23 protein-coding genes are annotated in these 26,593 nt (G+C 61.2%); 7 read left to right on the forward strand and 16 right to left on the reverse strand.

The features are described 5' to 3' along the window. Entirely contained in the window at positions 1 to 1,146 is a 1,146-nt protein-coding gene (locus NKH67_RS21715; RefSeq protein ID WP_352502261.1) for an ImmA/IrrE family metallo-endopeptidase, read from the forward strand. A 136-nt stretch (positions 1,147 to 1,282) separates the two neighbouring features. Here NKH67_RS21715 and NKH67_RS21720 read toward each other — a convergent pair whose 3' ends face one another. Continuing rightward, positions 1,283 to 1,846: a hypothetical protein gene (locus NKH67_RS21720; protein ID WP_352502260.1), complete on the reverse strand. Its 564-nt coding sequence runs from the start codon at positions 1,844 to 1,846 to the stop codon at positions 1,283 to 1,285. A gap of 1 nt (position 1,847) precedes the next feature. Next, positions 1,848 to 3,500: an anti-phage dCTP deaminase gene (locus NKH67_RS21725; RefSeq protein ID WP_352502259.1), complete on the reverse strand. Its 1,653-nt coding sequence runs from the start codon at positions 3,498 to 3,500 to the stop codon at positions 1,848 to 1,850. Between the two features lie 527 nt (positions 3,501 to 4,027). Here NKH67_RS21725 and NKH67_RS21730 point away from each other — a divergent pair. Together NKH67_RS21730 and NKH67_RS21735 are read left to right on the forward strand one after the other, a co-directional pair. Beyond that, on the forward strand, positions 4,028 to 5,134 hold the full coding sequence (locus tag NKH67_RS21730) for an IS5 family transposase (protein ID WP_352502258.1): 1,107 nt from the start codon (positions 4,028 to 4,030) through the stop codon (positions 5,132 to 5,134). Further along, positions 5,134 to 5,478, forward strand: a complete 345-nt coding sequence (locus tag NKH67_RS21735) for a hypothetical protein (RefSeq protein WP_352502257.1) — start codon at positions 5,134 to 5,136, stop codon at positions 5,476 to 5,478. The genes NKH67_RS21730 and NKH67_RS21735 overlap by 1 nt, the downstream gene beginning before the upstream one ends. Before the next feature lie 28 nt (positions 5,479 to 5,506). Here the strand turns inward: NKH67_RS21735 and NKH67_RS21740 are convergent, their stop codons facing one another. Then, entirely contained in the window at positions 5,507 to 5,788 is a 282-nt protein-coding gene (locus tag NKH67_RS21740) for a helix-turn-helix domain-containing protein (RefSeq protein WP_352502256.1), read from the reverse strand. A gap of 149 nt (positions 5,789 to 5,937) precedes the next feature. Between NKH67_RS21740 and NKH67_RS21745 the strand changes: the two genes are divergently transcribed. Further along, on the forward strand, positions 5,938 to 6,855 hold the full coding sequence (locus NKH67_RS21745; RefSeq protein WP_352502255.1) for an NADP-dependent oxidoreductase: 918 nt from the start codon (positions 5,938 to 5,940) through the stop codon (positions 6,853 to 6,855). A gap of 575 nt (positions 6,856 to 7,430) precedes the next feature. On the opposite strand, the gene NKH67_RS21750 is transcribed toward NKH67_RS21745, so the two are convergent. Beyond that, entirely contained in the window at positions 7,431 to 9,914 is a 2,484-nt protein-coding gene (locus NKH67_RS21750; RefSeq protein ID WP_352502254.1) for an adenylate/guanylate cyclase domain-containing protein, read from the reverse strand. A gap of 85 nt (positions 9,915 to 9,999) precedes the next feature. Between NKH67_RS21750 and NKH67_RS21755 the strand changes: the two genes are divergently transcribed. Next, positions 10,000 to 11,247, forward strand: coding sequence for a YcaO-like family protein (locus NKH67_RS21755; RefSeq protein WP_352502253.1), 1,248 nt, complete (start codon positions 10,000 to 10,002; stop codon positions 11,245 to 11,247). Between the two features lie 36 nt (positions 11,248 to 11,283). On the opposite strand, the gene NKH67_RS21760 is transcribed toward NKH67_RS21755, so the two are convergent. From NKH67_RS21760 to NKH67_RS21800, 9 genes are all read right to left on the reverse strand, one after another. Beyond that, positions 11,284 to 11,751, reverse strand: a complete 468-nt coding sequence (locus tag NKH67_RS21760; RefSeq protein WP_352502252.1) for a hypothetical protein — start codon at positions 11,749 to 11,751, stop codon at positions 11,284 to 11,286. Positions 11,752 to 11,781: 30 nt separating this feature from the next. Beyond that, the gene (locus tag NKH67_RS21765) at positions 11,782 to 13,401 is read right to left on the reverse strand and encodes a peroxidase family protein (protein ID WP_352502251.1); all 1,620 of its coding nucleotides are present in this window, start codon (positions 13,399 to 13,401) and stop codon (positions 11,782 to 11,784) included. 1,016 nt (positions 13,402 to 14,417) lie between these two features. Further along, entirely contained in the window at positions 14,418 to 16,646 is a 2,229-nt protein-coding gene (locus tag NKH67_RS21770; RefSeq protein ID WP_352502250.1) for an adenylate/guanylate cyclase domain-containing protein, read from the reverse strand. 523 nt (positions 16,647 to 17,169) lie between these two features. Next, on the reverse strand, positions 17,170 to 18,882 hold the full coding sequence (locus NKH67_RS21775) for a hypothetical protein (RefSeq protein ID WP_353031813.1): 1,713 nt from the start codon (positions 18,880 to 18,882) through the stop codon (positions 17,170 to 17,172). Continuing rightward, entirely contained in the window at positions 18,883 to 19,404 is a 522-nt protein-coding gene (locus NKH67_RS21780) for an ABC-three component system middle component 2 (protein WP_352502248.1), read from the reverse strand. Then, positions 19,389 to 20,696 (reverse strand): ABC-three component system protein, encoded by a 1,308-nt coding sequence (locus NKH67_RS21785; RefSeq protein WP_352502247.1) that lies wholly within the window; start codon positions 20,694 to 20,696, stop codon positions 19,389 to 19,391. Before NKH67_RS21785 ends, NKH67_RS21780 begins: the two co-directional genes overlap by 16 nt. 253 nt (positions 20,697 to 20,949) lie before the next feature. Next, the gene (locus tag NKH67_RS21790; RefSeq protein WP_352502246.1) at positions 20,950 to 21,558 is read right to left on the reverse strand and encodes an RES family NAD+ phosphorylase; all 609 of its coding nucleotides are present in this window, start codon (positions 21,556 to 21,558) and stop codon (positions 20,950 to 20,952) included. Beyond that, positions 21,559 to 22,236: an XRE family transcriptional regulator gene (locus NKH67_RS21795; RefSeq protein ID WP_352502245.1), complete on the reverse strand. Its 678-nt coding sequence runs from the start codon at positions 22,234 to 22,236 to the stop codon at positions 21,559 to 21,561. A 91-nt stretch (positions 22,237 to 22,327) separates the two neighbouring features. Next, entirely contained in the window at positions 22,328 to 23,446 is a 1,119-nt protein-coding gene (locus NKH67_RS21800; RefSeq protein WP_352502244.1) for an RHE_PE00001 family protein, read from the reverse strand. 442 nt (positions 23,447 to 23,888) lie between these two features. On the opposite strand from NKH67_RS21800, the gene NKH67_RS21805 reads away from it, so the two are divergent. Together NKH67_RS21805 and NKH67_RS21810 are read left to right on the forward strand one after the other, a co-directional pair. After that, on the forward strand, positions 23,889 to 24,182 hold the full coding sequence (locus tag NKH67_RS21805; RefSeq protein ID WP_352502243.1) for a hypothetical protein: 294 nt from the start codon (positions 23,889 to 23,891) through the stop codon (positions 24,180 to 24,182). A 244-nt stretch (positions 24,183 to 24,426) separates the two neighbouring features. Next, the gene (locus NKH67_RS21810; RefSeq protein WP_352502242.1) at positions 24,427 to 24,603 is read left to right on the forward strand and encodes a hypothetical protein; all 177 of its coding nucleotides are present in this window, start codon (positions 24,427 to 24,429) and stop codon (positions 24,601 to 24,603) included. Between the two features lie 82 nt (positions 24,604 to 24,685). Here the strand turns inward: NKH67_RS21810 and NKH67_RS21815 are convergent, their stop codons facing one another. Genes NKH67_RS21815 through NKH67_RS21825 form a run of 3 tightly spaced genes read right to left on the reverse strand, consistent with a single transcriptional unit; the run spans position 24,686 to position 25,922 of the window. Continuing rightward, positions 24,686 to 24,808 carry a hypothetical protein gene (locus NKH67_RS21815; protein ID WP_352502241.1) on the reverse strand — a complete coding sequence of 41 codons (123 nt, stop codon included), beginning with the start codon at positions 24,806 to 24,808 and terminating at the stop codon, positions 24,686 to 24,688. Next, entirely contained in the window at positions 24,805 to 25,023 is a 219-nt protein-coding gene (locus NKH67_RS21820) for a hypothetical protein (protein ID WP_352502240.1), read from the reverse strand. Before NKH67_RS21820 ends, NKH67_RS21815 begins: the two co-directional genes overlap by 4 nt. Then, positions 25,020 to 25,922: an ArdC family protein gene (locus tag NKH67_RS21825; protein WP_352502239.1), complete on the reverse strand. Its 903-nt coding sequence runs from the start codon at positions 25,920 to 25,922 to the stop codon at positions 25,020 to 25,022. Before NKH67_RS21825 ends, NKH67_RS21820 begins: the two co-directional genes overlap by 4 nt. Positions 25,923 to 26,593 lie beyond the last annotated feature (671 nt).

The raw sequence follows: 26,593 nt of genomic DNA on the forward strand, positions 1-26,593 counted from the left end.
GTGATAACGAAGGGAAGTCCGCCGAGCCAAGGCCCGGCGGATCGAGCACATTTCTTTTACGGCGACAAGCTCCGACTGGCGCGACTGCTCGCAGGGCTGTCGCTTGATGAGTTGGGCGGGCTCGTGGCCGCTAGCCGACAGTTTGTTCATCAGCTTGAAACGGGTGCCAAAGAACCAACCGGCGAGATGCGTGATGCTTTGGCAGCCGCGCTTGCGGTGACGTCTACGTTCTTTGCAACGCCGGGGACAAACCCCGTTCGTGAAGAAGACTGCCACTTCCGTCGGCTGGCGAGCGCCCCACGAGCGCTGATTTCGCAGGCGGTGGCCCGGGGGACAGCTTTGGAAGCCCTGGTTGATGCGATCGAGGGCCAAGTGCGCATGCCGATCGTCGACTTTCCAGAGGAGGCGCGCCCCGCTTCGCCTGACGCGATTGAGCGCATCGCCGAGAATGCTCGACAGCACTGGGGCTTGGGCCTCGATGGTCCAATCACCAGTATGATGCGGGTTGTGGAGAATGCGGGTGCGGTGGTGGTCCACTTCGACGATCTCACTGACCGCATCGATGCGCTGTCTATGGCTCGGCGCCGACCTATCATCGTTCGCTCAACCGCGAAAGTTGCGGGTGCCCGCTTGCGCTTCGACCTCGCACACGAAACAGCTCACCTCATTATGCACCAAGGTATCGTGACCGGCGACAGCGTCACTGAAGGGGAAGCGCACCGGTTCGCCGGCGCCTTTCTGATCCCGCGCATCGCCTTCGCGCGTGAATTTCCCCGAAGTCGGCGGACTCTCGATTGGAATGCACTGTTTACTATGAAGCTTCGTTGGAAGGTTTCGGTGCGAGCCATTGCCCGCCGCGCGTTTGATCTGGGCCTGATCGACGCTGCGCAATATCGCACCGCCAACATACAACTGGTAAAGACTGGGCAAGCTAAGGCGGAGCGCTACGACGAACGGGTTGCGGTCGAGGAGCCGGAGCTGCTGCGCGCGGCCATCAGCTGGGTTTCCAACCGTGACGCAATTGTCCTGCACCGTCTGCTTGCCAATCTTGGCATGGCCCCCGAGCTATTTGCCCGACTTACCGGCGAGCGCATGCCGACGCTACCTGACAATGTTGTACCACTCGGTACAGCTAAGCTTTTGTAGATGCCGTTTCCCGTATTTGGCTTTACGGTATGATTTCGCTGAGCGATGCTTTCCTGCCCGGTATGAGGCAGAAGAGGCAGCGCGATACGAACTCGGAAGCGGGGGGCACCATTCGAGGCGGACACTCCCTCTAAAGTCAGCCGATCTGCTCGATTCGCCAGCTTGTCTTGGCTTTGGCCGAGAGCATCCGGTTCAGATACGCAATGAGCATGCTGGCGTGCTGTGGCTTCGGAACGAAGAACATCACTGCCCCTCTATTGAGCTCGACCAACTCATGATGAACTCTGGGGACCTGAACACCGCCCTCCGTCATGAAGTCGCGGACCGAAAGGTCGTGCCAAGGCATCGAGTCCAGGGCGTAGTAAGAGCCGACCGACTTGAAATAGGCGAACAATGTGTCCCTGTCGGATCCGTATTGGTCAAAACGGGCCGCGTATCGCAGATCGATCACCGACCTGGGCTTGTTAGACAGCACGGCCTTCTGGAGCGTCCGGCCATGCACGGTATCCATGGCAACGACGAAAACGCGCAAATCGGGAAGAGCGGGCGCGTCGAACAGATCAAGCTGATCGGCGCGTGGTAAGCTCTGGACAGTAGTATTACGGGTGGCAACCTCAGGCATCTGCGCGACAACGCGACCATCGACACGGCCATGCCAGCTTCCGGTATTCTCGACGAGTGTGAGTTGCGGTTTCGCCACGCTATTTCGCCAAGGCTGCTTCGAGTTCCGGATAGCCTACCGTCAAGGTGGCCCATTCGCTACCCCAATCTGGTGCCCGCATCTCAAATTCTCCGCTTGTCTTATTCTTGAGTTGCCACGTCTTCTCGAATGCCCGGACGTACATCCGCGGTGCGACTCCTACGAACGGTCTGAAAAGCACTTTAGGCTCGTTGAGCTTAACGTCGTCCTTATCGACCTCCGAGGCGGTACGCAGCTGTGACCGCGCGGCACTGATGCTCTTTGCGACCGGCGGTATCCACTCGGATGGGGTCACCTCGATGGAATCGCTATGCAGCTTTGTGGCCAGGCTCTTGGGGTAGGGCTCGATGAACTGAACTTCGTACACGCCGGCACTGACAATGTGCCTGGCGCAATAGTGGCACGGATATGTCGTGACGAAGAGGCGGGTACCGACGGTCGAAACACCTTCGCGCCCAGCCGACAGCAACGCATCCATTTCGGCATGGACCGCACGACTGAACTCGATAAGGCCGCCCAGCCGAGTCTTCCGGATGCGCGCAGCCAGGCCGATCCTGTCCGTAACCTGCTTCAGCTCCGGAAGGACCTCGATCAAGTTGTCGATGATGTCGTTTTGCTCGCGATTGCTGCTGCAATACGCCTCGGCGCGAAAAGCACAACGATGATCGTCAATGCCTCTGCTCGACGTTGCGAAGCGTTCGCCATAGACGCCGCCTCCCGCCGCCGGCACTTCGTTCGTTCCGGTCGCGACCACGGTTCCATCGGCGTCGACCAATGCCGCTCCCACCTGCCGGGATAGACAGGCGCTGCGCACGCGGGCGGAGTGGGCATGGTGCATCGCGGTCTCCTCTATGGTGGGCCGCTCCACACGATCATGCGCGATGATGCTAACGAACCTGCTCAAGTCGGTGTCGAGCAGGTTCTTAGTGCCGTTCGGGTCATCACGGGTATTGTCGATAAAGAAATCCGCCTCGTAGAACGCCTCGGTCACATGCTGGCCATGCTTGCGGCTGGAGTCGTCCGAGTCGCGATCCATGAAACGGTCGACGGCATTCTGTGTTTCGGGCAGCCCCTTCTCCGGCCCGCGGAAGTATTTCTCGAGGATTCGTGCGCGACGCACGCCCTCCTCGCAAACGACACCGATCAGCCCGAATGCGTTGCCGTAAGTTCTGCGCAACAGGTGAATTTCGGCCGGGTGCCTTATCGAATCGACAAAATAGACGCGCTTGACGCTGTCGGGAATGACCTTCTCGCCCTTGACGTACGTCTGACCGGTGCGGTCAGCACGTCGCTGTGCAATTTCGCGCATCGCCGCCTTGGCGACTTCTGCCATGTCGTGCTCGCGCATGGAGTCACCGAGGTTCTGCAACTCGGTGACCACTTCCAAGGTCTTGGGCCCGACATCAGGGAAGGCGAGCCCGTTCTCATGTGCCCAGGTTCGGATCAAGTCACTTGCCTTGATCAGCTCAACTTCATAGCCGCCGGACTTGCAAACGCGTTGCAGTGCCTTGATCGCCTGCGACGCACCTGCCCCTACTGGACCGACAACGGCGAAGAAAAGCTCTTTCGAGTGGCTCCCGGCCAAGACGGTCTTGCTATCCGGCTTCTGACCAGCCTTCTGCTCAATCTTTGCGACGACCGTCGATCTCGCCATGCCAGCACCTCCCCCGATCCCCGATTCGGCTTATTCTTTCCATATCGAAGGACCCGCAAAGTGCTAAGCGCGTATATCATTGGATACAACCACGAAATCCCGAAGAACCTCCGATTGGGGCACCACTTGCGCACTTGAGGGACTCGGACGACTAGATATTGGACTATGTGGGTGGGAACTCAGGAAAGCTGGACCATTCGGAGAGCGAGTCGTTACGTCGGCGGAGGTCGTCGTTAATCGTCAATGCGATGGGTGCCGCAAAGCTCCCGGGTTGGTAGTCTCCCTGCGCAAAGAGGGCGCCAGAGGAACGGCTGCTTCAGCCAAATGCCTCTCGACAGCGGTCGGTCGGCTTACGGCCCCCGACCGGACATCCGCGGCGTGGAACAATTAATTTCAATTCTCATCCGCAAAGCTTCCATACGCATGCCGTTGATTGTACGGACCCTTAGCAGGCTCTTGAAAAAGTGGCTCGCAGCGAGGCAGTGAGCCGTGATTCAGTGTCTCCGGAGAGATTCGGAGAACGAGGCATGCGCGGCGGGGACGACCGGTCTGGCGAACTGTTCAGTTATGTTGATCTCGAGGCTCGGGTGCGGCGCGATCATCCGTTGCGCCGCATTCGGGCGATTGTGAACGAGGCGCTTTCGGCGTTGGAGCGGGACTTCGCGGCGCTGTATTCGCCGATGGGGCGGCCTTCGACCCCGCCGGAAAAGCTGCTGCGAGCGATGCTGCTACAGGCGTTCTATTCGATCCGCTCGGAGCGGCTGTTGATGGAGCGGCTGGAATACGACCTTCTGTTCCGCTGGTTCGTCGGGATTGGCGTTGACGATGCGGCCTGGGATCATTCTGTGTTCTCCAAGAACCGCGACCGGCTGCTGGAGGGCGACATCGCCGCAAAGTTCCTGAGCGCGGTGCTGGCGCAGCCCAAGGTCAAGAGGCTTCTGTCGACGGATCACTTCTCGGTCGACGGGACGCTGATCGAGGCCTGGGCGTCGATGAAGAGCGTCAAACCGAAGGACGGCCCAAGCGGCGGCCATGGCGAGCCGCCGGCTGAAGGGGGCGGGCGAAACGCGGAAGCGGACTTCCATGGCCACAAGCGCTCGAACGACACACATGCCTCGACCACCGATCCGGATGCCCGGCTCTATCGCAAGGGCAAAGGCAAGGAGGCCAAGCTGCGCTTTATGGGACATGGCTTGATGGAGAACCGCCACGGGCTGCTGGTCGACGCCTGCCTGACACTGGCCGACGGACATGCTGAGCGGGTGGCCGCACTGCACATGATCGAACCTCGCGCCGACCGACCGCAGGCGATCACGCTCGGTGCCGACAAGGCCTACGACACAGAAGACTTCGTCAATGAGCTGCGCTCGATGAGGGTGACGCCGCATGTAGCGCAGAACAACACGAGTGGCCGCAGTTCCGCGATCGATGGGCGCACGACGCGGCATGGCGGCTATGCCGTCAGCCAGCGCATCAGGAAGCGCATCGAAGAGGCATTCGGTTGGATCAAGGTCGTGGCCGGCCAGCACAAGACGAGGTTCCGCGGCCGCGACCGTGTCGGATGGGCCTTCACCTTCGCAGCCGCTGCCTACAATCTGGTGCGACTGCCAAAGCTCATGGCGGAGACCGGCTGATGGCCAAGGTTCCCGGCTTCGCCAAGGCCTTTGCCGGCCGCTGGCGCATCGTCGAGATGGATGTTTGGGATAACGACTTCCTCGATCTCGTCGAGGAAGCGCATCTGACATTCAAAGGCTCGGCGGATGGCGAGATCGCCTTCGGCGCACTCAAGGGCTTCCTCGATGTCCGATATGGCACCCGCGATGGCTCAGCATGCGCGGAATTCTCGTGGGAGGGGCATGATGAGAAAGACCCAGCCTCTGGCCGCGGCTGGGCTGTCTTTGGCACTGCAGGCCGCCTCGTCGGCCACTTCTACATCCACAACGCCGACGATTCAGGCTTCGTTTGCGAAAGAGCCTGACTTCTTCAACAGCCTGTTAGTGCTGAGTTCATCGATTAGCGAGATCGATCCCGGAGCGCGCCGACTCGCGCGGCGGCTTCCCGGTCCGACTAAACACGCGCGAAAAGGCGGCCGCGCTATCGTAGCCGACCTGCGCATCGACACTCTTGACCGGTTTGCCCTTGCCGAGAAGCTGGCGCGCGATCGTGATGCACCAGACCGCCAGGTATTCAATGGGCGTCAGGCCAACCAGTGTACGAAAATGATCGGCGAACCGCGTGCGTGACATGCCCGCGACTTCGGCCAGATCCTCAAATGGCGTCGCTCTCAACGACGTGACGCACGATTAGGATCAGGAGATAGTCGAGCGCCGCCTGCCGGCCTCGGTTGCCGCCGGTGCTTGAACCGCTGCGGCAGGGGTCTAAAACACCCTCCACGCCTGCAATCTCGAACCAGCAAATCACCGAGGAGACAATTCCCATGAAAGCAATTGTTGTAACGGACCAGACTGCGGGAACGGCCGGCATGGCATTGGTGGAGCGGCCCGAGCCACGGGCAGCGATCAACGACGTCGTCGTTCAGGTTCATGCGGCGGGATTCGTCAACACCGAACTGGAGTGGCCTTCGACCTGGGCGGATCGGGCCTTTCGTGACCGGACGCCATCGATCCTCGGCCATGAACTGGCCGGTGTGGTCACCGCCCTTGGCTACGGCACTACGGGGCTGTCGATCGGACAGCGGGTGTTCGGTCTGTCGGACTGGCATCGTGACGGCACGCTTGCTGAGTACGTCGCCATAGAAGCACGCAATCTCGCTCCATTGTCCGGCGATATCGACTTCGCCGTTGGCGCGAGTCTGCCAATCTCGGGCCTGACCGCATGGCAGGGCCTGTTTCAGCACGGCCGCCTTCAGGCAGGACAGAGCGTGCTTGCGCATGGCGCGGCCGGCGCCGTCGGTTCGATCGTGACACAGCTTGCGCGGGAAGCCGGCGCCTATGTCATTGGTACCGGACGCGCCACCGACCGCCAGAAGGCGCTCGACTTCGGTGCAAATGAATTCGTCGAGCTCGGGAACGATACGCTGGAGGACGTCGGCGGCGTCGATCTGGTGTTCGATGTCATCGGCGGTGACATTCAGGAGCGGTCCGCCGCGCTGATCCGGGCCAAAGGAACGCTTGTGACTGTCGTCGGGCCCACCCAAGTGAGGCCGGCAGATGGCCTGACAATCGACTTCGTCGTCGAGGCGGATCGCGCCCAACTGAGTGAGATCGTTCAGCGGGTGCGGGACGGACGACTGCGCACGAACATCGGCAAAATTTCGGCTCTCGACGAGGCCGTTGCAACCTTCAACGCGAGCGAGCGACGCACGGGGAAGACGGTCATTCGCGCTCGTCCGTAGGAACTTGGGAGAGAGGACGGTTCCTCTCTTCTCGGTTATCGTCTGCTGGTTTCACTGGCCCGCGCTGAGCGATATGACCACGCGACTACGACTGGCCCTTCGAAGATCTGCAGCGGCGTAGCCCACGTCGAGAAACGAAAACCGGACGCATGGTGGGGCCTCGGCCGAACGTCAGCTTCCGGCTCTTTGGGATCCAAGCCGGACGGTCTGGTAATGGCCCCAAAGTGACAGTCAGCAACGCGCCTGATGTCGGCGGTTAAGGTGAGTTGGGCCGTCGCCTGAAAGCAGTCATCGCCGTCGACCAACGCTGGAGGACGCAGTGGCGCCACCAGTGGACTCTTCAAACCCCGGTTCTCAGCTGTCCTAACCTATCGCCATGAAGATCTAGACGGGGTGGAGCACGCACCTACCCTCATCCTGCGTATCGCCCTGCTCTACGCTTCAGCCAGAGCCTTCAGCCGATCGACCGGCGATGAGAACTTTCCCAACGGCGAGGTCTCGCGCGCATCTCATCATGACCAGCGACGACCGTCTGGCGCTCCCGATTGTGACGGAAGTGAACCTCTCAGCAAGCATCAACCCCGTGTTTGAACTTCGCCGCCGCGCATCTCCGTCAGGCCGGCGCCCAGTTTCGCCCTGTCCAGTGCATGCCTGATCGGAAAAGTGCCGAGAAACCACGCGAGAATATCCTCCTGCGATGGGTTCGCGGGTCCGGCCCAGGCGGCTCCTGCCGCCGCGAAAAGCTGATCGAGCGCCGATTGCCGCTCCTCGATGCGGCCGAGCCTGCCGAGCGCGGCCGCTTTCCATCCGGGCGTGTCTATGATCAGGTTCTGCGAGCGCTCGGCAGCCTCGATGCTGCCCGCGTAATCGCCGATCAGAAAGCGCGTCGCCGCCATGTGCGACCATTGATAGTCGGGAAACAGCGACGTCAGGTCGAGCGCGTGCTGGTTGAGCCGGGCAGCAAGGTCGATCCGCCCCATGAAGGCCAGTCCGAGCGCCGCCGACACCGTGATCTTCGGATCGTTCGGATTGAGCTCGGATGCCAGCTCGAAATGCAGCTCGGCCTGCTCGTAGCGCTCCACCATCGCCGCGGACCAGGCGACCACCATCTGGTTGCGCGCATCGAGCGGGTCGAGCTCGACCGCCCGCCTGGCGAGCGCAAGCGCGCGTTGCTCGGCCGTCGCATCATGCGGGCTTCCGGGCCTGATGAAAGGCCGCGAATTGTAGACGCTGGCGAGGCTGGCATGCGCCGGGGCGAAGCTCGGATCCTCGGCGATCGCCTGGTTGAACAGGCGCTCGGCTTCATCCTCCGCCTCGGCCGACCAGCGCAGCAGCAGGTGCTCGCCGCGCAGCCATGCGTCGTAGACGCCCAAATCCTCGGGAAGCCGCTGCACGGCGCGCGAAAGGCGGTCCTGCGAGAGATAGACCTCTAGCTTCGACGTCAGGCGTGCGACCAACCGGCGCTGGGTCGCATGCCAGCTCGCCAGGGTCAGCCGGTAGGACTCGCTCCAGACGACCCGCCTGGCGGCGCTCTCGTCGAGCGTGACGACCAGCGCAAACTCCTCGCCGAGGTCGCTGCAGCCGGCCTTGAGCCGGTAGTCGGCATCCGCCGCATCGTCACCGTACTGCATGTCAATGATCGTCAGTTCGCGGAATTTCGACAGGCTGATGATCAGTTCGGAGCGGAAGCCGGTCGCGAAGGCCGCTGTCGATTCCGCCTCGCTGCTGAAGCTCGAGACGGCGATGACCGGAGCGCGCTGGTGCGATGGCTTCTCGGGCTGTCGCGGCAGCGCGGGGTCCGACAGGCTGGCGGCGAGCGCGGCGGTTTCGGCGCTGGGTTTCAGCTGATATTCCCGCTCGAGGCGGGCGACGAGCTTGTCATAGACGCGCCTTGCCGCGGCAACGTTCTGGTGGGACGCATGGTGGCGCATCAGGCAGCGCACGGCGCCCTCGTGCGACGGCTCGAGCATCAGCAGGGCGCTCGCCGCATGCCGGATGATCGGTTCGCTCGCGTCGAAGCGACCGAGAATGTTCTCGAGCGCCTCTTCCGCCCGGTTGCGGCGATTGTGGCGGGCGACGCTCAGCCAGGCGCCATAGAGGCTGCTGACGGATTCGAAGCCGTAGAGGATGGCCTCCGCCCAGTCGGACCGCTCGAGCAGCGTATCGTCCACCTTGCCTTCGCTGAGGTCGACGAAGATGCGATTGATGTCGACGACAACGCGTGCGGGATCCAGGCTCACATAGGCGCCATGCCGCAGCCCGGATTCCCTCGATCCGCGGGAAAGCGCCTTGGCGGCGACGCGCAGCCCACGTGTCAGGGCGCTCCTCGCCTCGGCGTGCGGGCGCTCGGGCCACAGCAGCGCCGCCATCCGGTCCTGCAATTCACGAAATCCGGTCGACAGTACGAGATAGCCGATCAGCGCCTGTGCCCAGCGGGACCGCAGGGCGACCGGCTCGCCGACGTCGTCGAGCACGGCGAGCCCGTCCAGGACGGAAACCGAGAAATGTGGTGCCCGGCTCGCTTCCTCGCCGGGCGTGTCGCCGGGAACCACATGGTAGAGCGACATCTGTTCGGGCAGGTTCTTGAGCGTGTGGCGGCCGGCGAACCGGAAACCGCAGCCGGTCATGCCGCGCGCTGCCCGGCATACCTCCTCCGTCACGCAGGTGCCGCCGGGTTTGGCCAGCGTCTGGACGCGCGCCGCAATGTTGACGGCATGGCCGTACGCATCGCCCTCGTGACGGCGCACCTCGCCCAAGTGGATGCCGATCCTGAAGCGGCCGGCAGCGGGCTGCTCTACGGCCAGCGCTGCCAGCCTGCGCTGCATCGTGACCGCGTAGTTGACCGCATCCGAGACGCTGTCGAACAGAGCGAGCACGCCATCACCGGTCGACTTGACGAATTCGCCACGGTGCTCGGCGGACAAATCCCTGAACAGCGCAAAGCACTGGGTGACGAGGTCGATCGCCGCGAGCTCGCCCGCGGCGGTGAGGCGGGTGTATTGCGAGAGATCCGCGAACAGGATCGCCTTCAGCGCCGGCAATTCGACTTGGGTTTGCATGATGGCCGGCTCGCGCTACGGTCTTGACTGATATTGTGGCCCGGCTGATCACGTCTGTCGATGGGATCGCGCCGGGATGGTAAGCATGGCGATGACGAACGCGAAAGAGACCAGGCGGGCACTCGATCAGCTCTTCGACATTCTCGATCTGCCGGGAGGCGGCGGCCCGGTGCGCCTGGCGATCGCGATGCCGCGTGCGGCGCTGGTGCGGCTGCCGGGCTTCCCGCAAGTTGCCCTGCCCGACTCGGGGCGCGTCGCGACCGGGCGCGGCCTGGACGAGGCGGGTTCCCGCGCCAGCGCGCTCGGCGAGGCGGCCGAGCTCGTCTCGTGCTCGGCGTGGGGGAACGAGACGCTCGTCACGGCACGCGCCGGTGATATTGGCCCGGCGGCGGTCCCGCCGGAAATGCTGAACGGCTTTTCCGATTCGCAGCTCGCGAGCCGGGCGTCCTGGAACGACCGCAATCGCGACTTCGACTGGCGCCCGCCACCCTGCGATCCGGCCGCAGAGATCGACTGGCTCGAGGTGGAAGACGCCCATGGCGGGCCGCCGGCCTATGTGCCCGCCGATTTCGCCTTCATCGGCCGCAAGGCGGCAGGGGATGAGCGTGCGGTGGCGAGCGGCGACAGCAATGGTTGCGCCTGCGGCGCCGGCGCGGAGAGCGCCAGGCTTGCCGCAACGCTGGAGCTGATCGAGCGCGATGCCGCGGCGCGCTGGTGGTATGGCCGGCGGCAGAGGCCGGTGCTCGACCTCGCCATCCTCGACGACACCAGCGGACTGGTGTCATGGCTCGGTGCGCGCAGGCGCCGAACCTGGCTGTTCGACATAACAACCGATCTCGGCGTGCCGGTGGCGGCGGCTGCCTCGTCCGAACGCGACGGCAGCGACGTTGCACTCGGCTTCGCCGCGAAGCCGGACATCCGCGAGGCGGCACTGGCGGCGCTGACCGAGATGGTCCAGACGGAGTTGCCGCTCGCGGCAGCGCGGAAGCTGGGCGCCGATGCCGCCGACTGGACACAATGGCGGCAAACCGTGACGATGGCCTGGCCGCCCCTCGATCCGGTCGGTGCTCCGCGGGCGGGCGGTCCGCTTCGCTTGCCGGGCATTCCCCCGTCGCTTGACGCGCTGGTCGATGCGTGCGCACGGGCCGGCGTTCGGCTGTGGTTCGCTGACATGACGCGCGATGCCCTGGGAGTACCGGCGTTCCGCGCTCTTTCAACCGAGCTTTGCCACATAAAGCCGCGGCTCGCCCGAAAGCGGCTGCTCGGGCCCGACCGCCATGATCTGGGCCCTGTTGTCAGCGCACCGGAGACCCAGATTCCGCTGAATGTGTGAGGCGAGCTCCGAGCGCCTGCGATACAGTCCGGCGATTCAGCGACACCTCTTGAGCAGTAGCAGACCAAAGAGAAATTCGCGCTTCTCGTCGGGATGTATTTGCGGGTCGATCAACTTGGTCAGCGCATTGTTCAGATAGTCTTTGGTATCACCGGTATCAGGGTCGGCAGCCACACTGGGAACGGCCATCGTCACAACGTCGTTATTCGGATTGTCCTTTTCCGCTTTGACATTAATCTGCTTGTCCTGCCCGCCGGACTTGTAGAACACATGATTGGCTCCTCCAGTGTTTTTCACAAAAACCCTGTTATCGGGATTGAGGTCGTCCTTGTAGGTAACGATCAATCCGCTGCCGACGAGCCCGATAATGAAATCTTCAAAAATCTTCAGCCCGGGACCGTTCTGCGTCCAATAATTATGGAACAAGGCACCGGCTCGCTTCGTACCTTCGAATTCCTGGTCGTAATTCGATGTTCCTCCGTAGAACACCTTGAATGTCGACATATCTACTCCTCCTCTGGCAATGTGGGCGGGTCAACTGTCCAAAAGTCCGGAAAAAGCGATGAGGTCCGGAAGGGCGTAACTTTCCGACGAAGGATGAAGCCTGGGATCCGGACGCCACGGCTGCACGGACGGGTCCAGGATCGACGGTTCGGCAGCGCTGACGGCAGCGTGGAGCGTCTCCATCACGATGCGGCTCCCCAGGGGACCGAGCTTCAGCCCGCAACCTTTGACGGCCGCTTCCTTGAGCACGTAAAACCACAATGGCGTGGAATCGACGAGCCGCGCTGCTCCGCCTTCCGGCCGTTCGGTCAGAGCGTCGCGGACAGCCTGGCTCTCGCCGTCAAGCAGTTCCGGCTCGGTCAGCGGCGCGAAACCAGGAGGCGCGCGATCGCCGAGCTTTCCCGCGACGCAATGAAAGACATGTTGCGCGCTGCTCAGCTCGAGCAGGTAACTGCGCTGGAGCGTGCGAACTGCGAGATTTCTCGACAATGGCATAGAACCGGTCGTGTGCGGAAGGGCTTGCGGCCTGATCTGCCTGAGCTCAAATGCCAACCGCGTGTCGATCTTCGCTGCGAATATCGCGCCCTGGGCTTCCGTCAGACCGATTGCCAGGAGCCGGCGCCAATCCGCCACCCATTGGCCGCGCAGCCGGGTCATCGGCGTGATCGCGCTGTTGTAGGTATTGTCCCAAAAGGCACTGACGGTCGCCCCCGGGTTCCATGCGTTCCAGGGATACCGGTTGCGGATCATGCTGTGGCCGAACCGCGCGCAGGCCGCGGCGAATTCGAGGGGTAGCTTGAACCCGTCGGCGTCCACGTCGATGACGGCTCGACCGCGCTCCATCACGTCCTGGTAAATCACGTTGTCGATTAGCCGGCGGGCGTAGTCGTGAAGCACCACCGACTGGAGATGCAGTTGCGTCAGCCGCCTAGCCTCGTCGGCGTCGTCGCTGAGACGGCGCACAGCATTGAAAAAACGGATGAGCGCCATGTGGGTCTGGGCGAGCGCCAGGTTGCTGTCGTTGCGCCGGTCCGCGATGCACGGCATGCCATCCGTCGCACGTGGAAGGTCCAGCAATCGGCCGTCAGTCGTCTCGCCTACAGCCATGGGCGCCGGGCAGGCCTGGGAAGATGCCGACGCGCCTCCCGGCGGCATCGCACCAAATACGCTGTCGAGATCAAGGGTCGCGCTGCGAATATTCTTCGGCTTCGATTTCCCCGGTGTTATCGACGGTGTCATCGACGTCAGGTCATGGAGGACGAACTGCCCGAAGTAGGTGTAGCCCGCCGGGATCGTTCCCGTCTGATCGCCGAAATCGTTGAATTCCATTGCGTCCCCGAGCGCCTGAAGGAGCGCCAAAGGCGGGGCGGTTCCTTTTTCGGGGCGGCCGAAATAGCGGCGATAAGGCACGAGGACCTTGCGCGTGGAGGTCTTCGGATCCGCCCGGTCCTGGACTTCGACAGTCGTAAAGTCACGATCGATCCTGAAGCTGTGCTCGGGCAGCAGCCCATCGTCGTCGTAGAAATCGATCGGCGATCCCTGGTCTTCGAAGACCGCGTACAAGCCCTCGCCGTGCCGCTCCGGCGCAATGACGATCTGCGCCGTCTCGTTCGACAGCGTATCACCCGAATACACCGGAGAGCTGCTCATCCCTCACCCCCCCTCGGGAGCCGCCGAGCGCTAGTCACTGACCGCGTTGCACCGCATACGACCGACTGCGACGTTTGAATTGTCGCCAAATAATCCTTCAAGGCAGCAAAGGAACCTGGAATTCACTTTGCCTCGCCGGCCAATGCGACCATGCAATACTCAAACCGACAGCTTTGCAATCGGATTTTCATCGGCCCCTCCTCCTCGGCGATCGCAAAGCGATCGCGAGGATCTGGAGGAGTGGTAAGGCCCGCTTGCGCTCTATCGGTACCGCTGATGGGGCGACTTGGTGACGGGTGCCATGAAGCGCGAGGCGCTGGCGAGTTCGCGCCCTCCTCCCTCCTTGTTGGGGGAAGATAGTAAGGCCCGTTCCGCACTTCGCGGAACCGTTCACTGGTGGAGGGGTGCGAAAAGCGCGCCATCGTCCTTTCCATGCCGCAGCGATCGAGAAGCCCGTCCGCCGGATAACATTCGCGGCATTACTGGCAAGGCCCGAAGGTGGCGCCACCACGACCTCCAGCGCGGTCGCCTGCGATGTCAGCTTTCAGGAAACGGCAAAGCGGATCTAGACGGCTGACATGCGGCGTAAGGCGAGATTCACGGCGCCGCCAGCAAAGCCAAAGCTCCAAAAACCCCTTGCCAGCGGAGAGCCGTCCATACACGGCCCCCATTTCGGTCATTGGAAAATCGGCTGCGAATGATCGGTCTAGCGATTTATCGGCCCTTCCCGGCCTCGATCATTGCTCGCCGTTTAATTAGCCACAATGTCAGCATGGATCGTCCGCCGGCAATGGGTCGTCTTTGACGCGGATTGGTTCAGTTTCGCGAGCGGAAGAAACGGCAGCTTTGCGCCTCCATTCGGCCGTAGAGATTGGCTTAGCCGCTGCCTGAAAGCAGACGTGGTCAGCGACAGGGCCGGACGTCTTGATAGCGCCAATTGTCGACGTTTGCAGTTATGCCAACAACGTCGCGTCTACTCGGCAAGCAGACTTACGGCCTTGCGGCATTTGGGAGTTTCACTTGACGACCGAAAACTCGAACTGGTCCCCGCGGTAAACGGCCTTGTATTCGTCGTCGCGCCCCGGCGTCCTGAACACATTGCGAAAAATCGCCCCACAGCTTGTCAGTTCTATGGGAAAGGCGTTGCACAAGAAATCGCCTTGCACCCACGAGGTTCCTACGCGGCTCCTCTGGCCAACGGTCTCGCTGACGGCGCCGTCGACCGAGGTTGTGCGCTGCATCGGCAGGAACGTGGGCATTACCAATTTTCCGCGCGTTTCGTGCCCGAACATGAGAGACTTTATTTCCGCCCCTGTGAGCCGGTCCTTCGGATTCATGCCTGCCTTTGCCAATGCCGACAGCTCTGGCACACCTGCCTTGGTCAGCCCGGCCAAAAGGCGTTCGATATCGGCCGTATTCTTGAACACCATGTAATCCTGGGTCATCAACTGGCTCGGCCCCCTGTCCACCCGCCCAACAACCTTCCTAAGCGTTTCCAAAGCCGCCGCGGCCTGGTCTGTGCGCCCAAGATGCCCATAAGCCGAAATAAGGACCTGCAGGGCATAAAATTTCGCCCGTGGATCGGCCGATATAAGGTCCATCTTCTCGATCGAGCGAACCGCGTCCTCAAACTTCTCCTGGCCGAACTCGGCCAGTCCGGCTTGGTAGCGCCTGTAGTCCATCCACGAGTTTGGGTCGACGCGCGCAGCCGCATCGAGATAGCTAAGCACTTCCTTCGGCCTGCCGTTGAAATTCAGAGCATTGGCCAGCGAGAGATAATTCCAAGTATCGCTGGGATCGAGCGCCACCGACTTCAGAAGAACGGTAACTGCGTCGTCCGAGTCGTGCTCGCGGACCATCAACTCGGCGACGAGCTGATAGTAGCCCGGCGAAGGATCCCTGGCCGCCGCTTCCAGGGTTTCATAGATCTTGCCCTGGGCCACGTCCGTCGTAAGTCCCATTACTACCACCCGACCGACATCCGCGTCCCAGTAGGCCCAGGCGAGCTGGGCGTACGCCGCGCCGAAATCGGGGTCGAGTTGCACGGCTTGCTGGAAATACTTCACAGCCTGCGCAAACTCCTCGGGCGTGTTGATACGGTTGTAGATGTCCATCCCCTTGAGATAGGCCTCATAGGCCTCGGGATTACTGGTGCCTCCGGCCCGGGTAGCCGGCGCGCCGCTCACCAGGCGGAGCTGCAGCGCACCCGCGATGCTGCTGACAACGCTGTCCTGCAGCGCGAATACGTCTGCCCACCGGCCGTCGAAACGCTCCGCCCAGAGATGTCTGGAAGTCGAGCCATCGATCAGCTGCGCATTGATGCGCATGTCGTCGCCGACGCGGCGAATCGAGCCTTTCAGCAGGTACCGGACGCCCAATGCCGCCGCAATCTCCTTCGGGTCCTTGTCCTTGTAAGCGGAGCCCGCGTTGGGGGAGAAGACGAAAAGACCCGGCACACGCGCCAGTGCGGTCGTCAGATCCTCGGTGAAGCCGTTGGCGAGATATTCTTGTTCCTTGTCGTCGCTGAGATTGTCGAAGGGCAGGACGACTAGCGAGGGCCGGGTGTCGGCTGCCTCGCTGACGGTCGGAACGGCAAGCGGTGCAGGCCTCTCCCACGGCTGCCACCATGCTACTGCAAGGCCGAGAGCCAGGACGAGAATTCCCGCCGCGGCCGGAAAACGCCAGGCGCGCGGCTGGCGGCGAGCATGGAGGGTCTTGCCCGCTGTCGCGGAATCAAGCAACACGCGATACGCCTGAACGGGTTCGGCTATGTTTTTGACCCTCTGTTCGCCCATTGGCTCAAAGGCGAACGCCAGCTTCCTATCAACCTCCTTGGCCACTTTTCCCGAGATGCAGATGCCGCCCGATTCCGCCAACTGCTGAAGTCTGGCCGCGATGTTGACCCCATCGCCATACCGGTCGTCGCCGTCGACGATCACCTCGCCGAGGTTGATGCCGATCCGCACCACGATCTGTTCCACTGCGGGAAGCGAGGCGTTGCGCTCGGATAGTCCCCGCTGCAACGACACTGCACATTCGACGGCATCGACGACACTACCGAATTCGGCCAGCATCCCATCGCCCATCAGCTTGAAGATATGGCCGTGGTGGCGGGCAATTTCGGGCTCGAACAGTTCCTTGCGTCCGGCACGTAGTCGCTCAAATGTACCGGCCTCGTCGCGCTCCATCAGAGTCGAATAGCCTACTACATCTGCGGCTAGAATCGCGGCAAGCTTGCGGTCCATCGGTGGCCTGGCCCCAGCGGATCATAGTATTGGTTGTTCTGAAAGGAAACCGACCTTACCAGCAAATCCCTTCTCCCGCACGTTTGATGGACCGCTGATACGGCGAGGTGTAACCAATGTCGTAGTCACCACATTCGAGACATTAGAGCTTGCCTGCCGGAATGGCTCGTTTGGGTCAGGGCTTGCCGTTGAGCCGGCCGCCGGAACGGGCAACTAGCGCCAGAAGCGGCCGTCTATGGGTTCGCCGCCAAATGGGGGCTTTGGGGTCAAAAGTTCGCGTTCGCGACAGGCCGGATCGCGCCTATGTCGGTCATTGACGTGAGGTTTCGCATTGTCCGAAAGCGGACATCCTCTCCAACCCCGCTGCCAACATCCGCGCCTCCGCGGACCAGTCATTGCGGTATGAAGCCCACTCGCTCTCCGGGCTCCGCTTCTTTTCCGGCAAACCGCTCGTAATGGAGCGCAAGCGCAACATCGGGCGGAGGCTCCTTGTTCTCAATTACAATGATCTGGATGCCCTTCTTTACGCTGCGCGAGACTCCCAGAATGCAGCTTCGATTCCAGCGTTTACGCGCTCATCGTCACTGACCGCTTTTCCCTGTTTCTTATAACTCGTCAGAGGGGAATCGATGATCACGGTACCTAGATGCGGGCGGTTATTCTCCTGGCAGTAGCGTAGCAGTGCGATCACGAATGCGGCGTATAGGATTGCGCGAACGCCTTTGCCATGTGACTGGCGCGCTTGGCCATCAACCTTGATATCGAATACGGCCTCATCGAATTCGACCCGGCCCTCTCCCTCCCAATTCCACTCCTTGAGAACTGCTTCCACCTCTTTGCAAAATTTCAGCAAGGCAGCAGACGGGAGAGCTTCCCACTTCTGCGTAGCAGCGCCTGCTTTACCGCTCGAGACAGTTTCGATCCGTTCTCTCAACTGTCGCAGGTTAGTGGCTTGAGTATCGTCGTTTTGCATAGCCTCCAGCTGTAGGCGGCGAGCTACCAAGCGGTCCAACCGCGAGCTGCCATCCTGGAGGGCAGGTGCCAAGATGGTCCCGATCCTCGTGTCGATTCTTCTCGTCTCGTTCTGGAAATCCGTCTGCTCTCCAACCCTCGTTTCGCGGAGATGCACGACAGTTTCGATCGTCTCACCCAAATCCTGACGGTGAGCGAGAATTTTTGCGGCTTCGGCGCGTGCAGCTGAGTAGACAGCGTTGCTTTGCTCGGATGCTTTGTGAACATGATCCGGTGACATGAGTTGGTCACACAGCGGGCAGCGGACCTCTTGTAGACCATCGAAAAAATGAGCGCCTTCGGCAATGAAATCTAAGCGCTCAAGATCGGTCCTATAGCGCTCATCCAAGAGTCGATACTGTTTTAACAGTTCATCGATCGCGACTATCTGCGATTCCGCTCGCTGAGCAGAAGCGAAGACGGTACGGCGCTGCTCCTCGAGCTCTTTTCTCTCGGACGAATGATCGGAAAGCGACTTGGACAATGACGATATGGCGTCATCAACCTTCTCGATACCCTCATCGGCTGCATGAGATGGCCTACTTTGAATCCGTTGTTCGATGGGCTTCAGCAAATCTGATATAAGCGATAGCTGACCCGTCAGCTTCGCGTTTACAATTTCCTTCTTCTCGCTCGCGATGATCCCTTCATCATCTTTGCCTGTTAGGAGGTAGACGAAAGCGCGCTTTCGGGGAGTGATATCGTATCCGCCGCGTCCCAGCACTGGCGATCGCTCGTCGATCATAGAGACCTCATCGACGAGAAACAGAGGCAGCAAGGTTCTTATTGTCAGTCGGTTTGTATTTCCGAGATCGTCGCGACGGAGCTGCGCCTCAGCGATCCCGGCGAATTTGAAGAGGACCTCAGTTACATCCTTGGCCTTGCTTGTTCCCGAGCGCTTCGGTGCAATGTTCTCACTCTTGCCTTCTTCCCGATTGGAAAACTTGCCGGAGTGAAGCATGAGGTTGCCGCCAGAAAGGTGGCGTTCCAAGGTAATAGATTCGCCTTCCGTGTTTCCGAATTCGACGAAGAGTTGCGAGTATGGTTCGGCCTCGTCGATACGTTTGCTGAGCTTATCGGCTCCAAAAACGTAATCGAGCAGGTGTACGAGGTAACTCTTGCCCGTATCAGAATCGCCTGCAAGGATGTTTGCCTTCTCGCGAAATTCGACAACCGCGTCGGCGACTCCTTTCCCCGTAAGTCTGATGGATAAAACCCGCAGCATCTACAGCTCTAGGTCCTTTATCGCGGATAGGCGCTCAAATTCAGCGCCCCAGCGTCCGACATTCGAAGACATATAGGAATTCAATTCGGCGTCCAGCATGCCGCCGAACCTTTCGATCACCCATCTCGATCGGAGCCGCAGGTCGCCCGCATAGCGGGTTTTCAGCAGCACGACGAAAGCTGACGTTAGCTCAGTCGCGCGATACAGAATACCTGACGTGTCGAATGTCTTCGTTATGAGCTCCCGTGCAAACATCTGGTTCAGTCCCGCGCTCAACACTTCGCGCTTAACGAGCAATTCCGAACCCCTATAGGGTACAGAGGGGTGTAGGCTATCTGGGCCGTCCGCGACATCTCCGGAATGCACCAGGAGGTAATCGTAGGAAATGAGCCGCTGCAAATCAGCTGACTTCCCGCCGCTTGCCTCCAAGATGAACAGCATCCGGAACCCGCATTCCAGCGGCGAGTTGAAAGGACGGCTCGGCGATGAGCCTTCAGCACTTGGTTTCACGGCTGGTACCATGAGACGCGATCTTCATTTGCCAATTGGTGACACATTCCCTCTCGATCATTGGCGACGACATGAGGCGCGAGCACGTGTCCTCCAAGCTGTAGCTGCTGAGCAGCCTTAACCGTTGCCGAGAGACGTTGTAATCCCGTCAGTCCAAGGGCGCTGTAGTCGTGATAGAGCCCGTCTGAAAACTCATTCAGCAGGGTCTCAAAAAATGCAACGTCCGCCATCTGGTCACGCGCCAACTCTTTGAGATTCTCGGCGCAATAAAATGTGACTCTGGAGCGGTCAAATAACTTCGCATGAACCGGAAGATGCGCGAATTCCGATCTATCGGTGATTGCTTTTCCCACTGCCTCGCCGATCGCCAGGAAAAGCTGTTGCACATATTCCGCTTCGCCAGCAGCAACGGCTGAAGGAGGCATTGGCGGCGGCGGCCTGTCGATGAGAGGCGCACCAAAAACGGTCAGGTGATATCGGGTTTTCTGGTGCTCTTTTATTAGCTCTAGCGGCTGCTTCGCACGAAAGATCGAAAAATCGAACGACCCGATATGGGCCTTTATTGCACCGTCCAGCGGCACTGTTTCCTTGATGATTTTGGTCGCGCATCGCTGGTCCCACTCGGCGAGAATGTAGGCGCGTAGCGCGTCCGGATTGTCGAGAAGATCTTGGAAGTCGGAGGTCACGCCGGCATGTGTGACGAACCAATATTCCTCTGGAGCGGAATAATCCCCCTTCAAGGTGTAGTGGAGTACCTTTCCGATTTCCGGAGCGGCCACACCTTCTCCGAGGCGCGCACCATAGTGCTTACATTGGTAAAGTCTCCACCGTCGCGGCTTAACGGATGGCGCGTCGAACCAGACAACCACGTCGCGGCCTTTGTCGCCCGATCCCCCGCGTTGCTGCACCTCATACACGCCGGTAAGTTTGTTCGCGATGTAGTCGGATGCCCACTCCAGCGTGAATCGCTCGAAATCCAACGGGCTGAACTGCGCGAGGCGGTCTAAGGGCTGCACGGGCAGGCCGACGCCCAACCCAAGAAGTCGCGCATTGGCATTCGGCCAAGGTCTTGGCGCGCTTAACGGCTCAAAGTTGGTGGTATTGCTATCGTGCACGTCTCCCCCGCCGCCGATTTCTAGCGCGTATGAATGATTAGGGGAAGAAGAGTTCGAATGAATTAAGGGTTGTACGTTTCCAATGAAGAATTTTCGTAAAGGAAGAAGGGCCAACTCCGCAACCTGACCGAGATGTCGACCCAATTCCTTTTCGACCCCAGCACGTCCTAAGAGCTTCAAGGCATCCACGCTGCTGCGGGCGGCTCCAGCGATTCCCAGAAGTCTGCGTACGCGGCGTAGGCGTCCGTTTACAGGCACCTCATAGCGAAGCTCGAACAGCCGACGAGAGGCATGCCGCAGAACGGCAGTTTTCGCGAAATTTATCTCGGAACCTGCTATTCCGCTTCCGGCCCCAACACCGGTCGTTCCGTTGCTCCGGCTTAATGGACGCTTCTGGCGCTACAGCGACCTTCGCAAAGCGATACGGATACGTACTGCATCTTCACACCAACCCCACCCTGAAATCTTCCAGAACCTGAGCCAGCCCTCGCGCGCCGAGAAGGGTCACAACACGCCTCGCTTGAAGCTTCGGTACCGCGCGATCGTAAATGGCAAGATTGGTCGCCTCGTTGAGGCGCGAGGGATAAATGATCCCGTCGGGCTCGGATGGGTGCTCGTGAAACGCCAGTGACCACCGGCGTGCCAGGTTCTGGCGCTGTGCCCGAACGACATCGGTCGGCACACCCATCCGCACGGCATTGTCGCCTCTGAGATCGACCAGGCGTAGGTCTGTCGTGGTCGCAATCTCCGCGTAGCGCCGTCGGGTCAGCTCCACCTGCTCTATTGGAAGATCGTCAAGGATTCCTTCGCGGCGGTCGCGGAGCACTGTCTCTAGGAAGCACACCTTCAGGGAGTCACCGAGGTAAAGAACGCCAAACCGGTTGGCGTCAAGACGGCGTCGAGGATCGCTGAACCGGCTCGGCGACTTCCCGTACCCCAACGGATCGGGATAGGTGTTCCAGTAGATCCGGCCGAATGTCCGTCCCGGCGATATGGTCTCGATTTCGAGGTTTGCACGCCCGAAATCGGCTGGAGGTGGAACGACGGGCATTCAGTCGAAATCGCTCCTGGCCATGCCTTTCGCCGCGGCCAGCACTGCGACATCGTCACCCTGCTGAAGGGCTCGAAGGCCCGTCCGGCCATCGAGGGCGCCATGGCGCGACACCAGAAACCGATAGACCGCCCAGGCGCTGTTGCCGAGCGTCTCGTGGAGCGCCGGCAATGCCCCGAACGGCCGGCCGTCCTTGTCGAGTTGCCAGACGGGAAAGCGGAAGCCGCGCTTGGCGCCATCGATCCCGAGCACCTGCCCGCTTTGCCGCCTGGCGTTGACCGTCACCCGCGACGTGCCGAGCAGCTTGGCAAAGGCATCCGCGCTCAGCATGTCCTCGCCGGCGACAATTTCGGCAACACGCTTGCGGCCACGCACGCGCGCTGTGGCAAGCGCCGCCTCGAGTTCGGCATCGGGCTTCCCCGTGTCCTCGACGGGAAAGGTATCGACCGGTTGCTCCTCGACTGGCGTGATCGTCTGCGCATCGGTCGCCGGATCGACCTCTACCCGGAACGAGACACGGCGGCCGATCTTGCGGCTGCGTGCGATCGCTTCCTGATAGCGTTCGAGCAGCACCTTCTTGAAGTCTGCCTGTGCCGGCAGCTTCGTGGTGAAGCTCAGGGCGGCGACTCCCGCAGGGGACGCGGCGCCGCTATGATTGCTGCGTTTTGGAGCGGCCATGATGAGAACCTCTTGCTGTCACCAATATGGCTACAGAACGCAAGTTCGTCAAGTTCGATAATTTCGTAAAGTGAGTGGAGAATGCTGCGGACTAAACAATTCCCCACGCCCGAAACCTTCCCCTGCCCGTCATCTCGCGCAGACCAAGCTCGCCGATCAGGTTGAGCGCCCCCTGCTTTGTCACCTTTAGCCGCTCCTGGATCATTCCCGTCGAGACGAGCGGCCGGGACAGCACCAGCTCGACCAGGTCGGGCAGTTTCGAGCTGGCGCGCCGTTGTTTGAGCCGCCGCTCCATCTGGCTTTTTGCCAGCACCAGCCGATCGTGTTCCTTCAGGCCAGCCAGCGCTGCGTCGTGGATTCCATCGAGGCAGGCCAGCAACCGATCCCCGCGATTGCGCGCCCGCCGCCGCTCGCGCGGAATGTTTTTCGCGCCGAGATGCAGGCAAGTGAGATGGTGGGCGGCGAGTCCTTCCTGTCGCAGCAGTGCAGCCACGAGCAGCGGCCCGAGCCACGTGGCATGCTGCAGCACCTCGATGTCCGACCAGGCTTCGAGCAGGACCGCAGCGCGCAGGACGACTGGTTGCCCCCGCGTTTCCGCGACTACACCGTGCCATTCGGCCAGCCCTTCTTCCTCATTCCAGTCGAGATCGTAAATCAGGTCCGGCCGGTCGTCCGGGCGCGCCGCTTTCGCCGGCACGTCGGCACCGCCGAGAATCTTCGACGAGCGCGCCAGGACGGCATCGATCTCGGCAAATTCTTCGGCCAGCAGATCGGCCTCGGCGTCATCGCGATCGTCGGCTTCCACAGAGGCAGTTCCAGCCCCCTCCCCGTCCCGGCTTTTTTGGCCCGCCGCCGGCATGGCGCCGCCGCGACCGGTCAGCGCCAAAAAACCGTCGCGGCTGAGCGCCCAGTCCGGCTTTTGCGCAAAAATCCGCCGGCGGGTTCGCAGCACCGCGTGCGCCCGAGTGAGTTCGTGGGTCGGGGTGCGGATGTCCATGTGGGCGTCGTGCAGCACGAGGTCCTCGAGGTGGACGAGTTCGCCCTCGAGCCAGAGCGCGGAAGCCGCGTCGGCAAAATGCTGGCGCTCGACAAGGCCGTCGCGGACCGGCGAACGGGCGACCCGCTCGTCGAGGCGGACTAAAACCTCGGTCGCGCGGGCAACCGGCCCGATCAGGGTTTCCAGGGGCAGTTTGTCGAGCGTGTAAGCCATTGTTTTCATGATGGCTGATTCGCGTAGGTCAAGCTAGTGAGGGTATCGCTGGACTTACGTCGTGTTTCTTCGGGGACAAAAGTCACTATCGATAATTACCTCTTATCGATACTTAGAGATTACAATCATACAACCGGATTGCTATTGCGTCGTTGCTTTCCCACCGAGCCCGTCAACAACGCTAGTGCGTTTTCGATCATAGCCTTTGGGATACTTGTTCCGCAGTATGCGCTCAAATGGGAAGCCAGCTGGCGCTTCACCCGCAGCAACGAAGTAGGTAGCGCGGATGTGGCGAAAGGCGGTAGCGCTCTACTGACTCGACGCCTGACCGTTTCTTAGGTCGCGCCTACTGTTTTGCACGCCCTCCCCTGCCCGGCCGTGACGGAAGGTTGAACCAGTCGGGCGGCTTGCTAGGTTCCAGACTGGAGATGGGTAACCCGGCATGAACACGGCACTGCTTTTGATGGCTCAGTATGGTGGTAAGGCCATTAACCGGATCGATGACGTCTGCCGAGACTATCTCCCACCTGACGCCGCCGAAATTGACTCGAGAGATTTCCATGGCGGAAATTACCCTTCCGCTCATGCAGATCGAGGACAGCCGGAAGTCAGAAGCGTGCCAAGGGCCATGGAATGCGATGTCGATCCTGAATTTTTTGACTGTACCCTCGACCCAATTCTGCCGATGGTTTCTGCTGAACGGCAGGAACAACGAAATGCCGTCGCCAAATCCTAAATGCTTTTTGCGGACGTTCGAGAACTGCCCTGCACGGCGAAAACGGCAGGTTGGCATAGGAACCCTGTCCGTGACCGCACCGCCCGTCTTGCGGCACTGCGCCGCGATAGCCTTCTACGAGGCGCGTTCGCGGTAGCGGGCTTCGATGGTTTCAGCCTGCCCTTGAGCCCGCTTCTGACATAGCCGGCAATGACTCTGCTCACGAATTCCCCAGGCAGGAGGGCCCGGTGCCGGATCGGCATGAATGCCGAGCAAGCTTGTGATAGCCGGTTTGGCTCAAGAACGGCTTGTCCAGATCGACAGCGTGGGCGGCGAAGCCGGCCAGAACCCGACGCTGCTGCCGATGCCGAAGATCTCGTTCAGATCGATGCGCACGCGCATGCCCTCGTGCTCGATGATGAATTCGCCGGTCTGTCCCTAGCGCGAGCAGGCCGGCAATCAGCCTCAGGCACTTTCGAAGCCTAAGCCGCCTGCCGGGCCGCGCTAAACCTGGCCGCGCCCGCTCACCAGCGGGCGTGGCGAAATCCCGGTTTTTCCCGCGAGGCGCCCCCGGCGCCGAACGCCCGCCCAATCCCGCGCCCGCCGGTGTCGCCGGCGGGCGCGGAAAAATTTCTCGCATCGCTCATCGCTGGCGCTCCTGCATCAGCACAAGCAGGCTCGGTTCCTGATCGCGCCGTGCGGCGCTTCGGTCCGCTGCCGGGCGCCGGTCCTGCTTCAGGTCAAAGAGCGCGGGCTGCTCGGGCTGCGCGGCCTTCCATGCGTCAAGCTGTTGTCGCCGCATATCGAGGACACGCCAGCTATAGGTGCGTCCCCCGATGATGATGGTCTCGGGCCGCTTCATTCCGCGGCCTCCAGCAAGCTGGCTTCTTCCTGCAAGCCGTGAAGAAAATCCGCGGCGCGCGGCGCGTGGCTGGCTGCGGTGAAGATCGCCCGCTTGTCGTTCTTAAGCACCTTCAGCCATGAGCCGATATAGGCGGCATGGTCGGGCCGGGTTTCGGGCGTCAGGTCGAGATCGGCGGACAGGAAGACCGAAGCAAGTTCAGCAACGAGTTCTTCCATCGCGTAGCCTTCGTCGCCCCAGCGCTTGCGGCCAAAATCCCGCTCCAGCCGCGAGGGGTGGCGCGTCCATTGCGTGCACTCGTGCGCCAGCGCTGCGTAATAGCTTTCGGCATTGCGGAAGGTCTCGAACGGCGGCATCTGCACATGGTCGCTGCCCATGCTGTAATAGGCCTGATTGCCGCCGTGGCGGATATCGGCGCGCAGCGCGGCGAAGAAAGTTTCCGCATGCTCGATGCGTGCTACCGGATCGAGGCGCTGTTCCGCCGGGGCATAGAATTGCGCCGGTAGGCCCTCGATCTGCTCGACATTAAAGACGGTGTAGCCCTTCATAAACGGGATATCCCGCTCCTGCTCCTCGCCGGTCGCTTCGTCCTTCTCTGTCCTGCGGATACGGTCGGCATAAACGACAAGATTGCCCCTCTCGCCCTTGCGGACATGCGCGCCCATCTCTTGCGCCTGTTTGAAGGTCATCCAGATCGGCGCGGCAAAGCCCTGCGCCATGGCTACCGACCAAAGCATGATGATGTTGATTCCCTGATAGGGCACGCCGTTATGACGTAAGGGCCGCGAAATCCGCCCGGCGGCGTGCTCCGCGTTCCAAGGCTTCAGCCATGGGCGCAGGCCCTGTTCCAGTTCGGCAACAATGCTCGCCGTCACCTTCTCATAAACATCTGCTTTCATTGGTTTTTCCTCCTAGTTTACGGTTGCGCAGCAGCTGCTGCTGCAACCGGACTAGGCCCCGCGCCAATGAGCGGGCGGAATGCGGTCAAGGCTGAAAATCAAAGGGTGGTGCGGCCCACAGCGGAGTGAGCACACGGCCTTTGATTTTCACGCGAATAGCGCCCGGCCTTGACGGCAGGGGGCGGCAGCCCCGGATCAAAAGGGATGAAGAGAAGCTGAGCAAGGTACCGGCAGACCTTGATGTGACGCCCTACCGAGAGCTTAAGGACTTCGCTACTCTGGAGCGCCTTATTAATGCTAATACGGCGGGTGAGTAACTTCCGGCACACTATGCGAGATTCAGACGGATGCCCGCCTTCCTTTCGAGTAAGCGGTTATGAGATTCCGATGCTGAAAGGCTGTCTCCAGACGCTGCTTAGAGGTCGGTTTGAATCGCCCTGATCTGCCCCGGAACTGTCATCCAGCGTCGATCAGAGCCTCGGTAGTTTCTGTTACGCCGTGGGGCCGGGAAGAACCGACGGAGGCGCGAAGCCTTCAATAGCCGAGCGGAGGCGTTGGAATGCGGTGCCGGTTACACGTCTTCTTCCCAAAGGGGATCTCGGCCGAGGCGTAGCCACTGCCGGCGGCCAACCGTTTCGGGATCGAGGCCGAAGCGATCCTGGTGCGCTCGA

The organism is Mesorhizobium sp. M0968, assembly GCF_040319065.1.
In the GTDB taxonomy this organism is placed as follows: domain Bacteria; phylum Pseudomonadota; class Alphaproteobacteria; order Rhizobiales; family Rhizobiaceae; genus Mesorhizobium.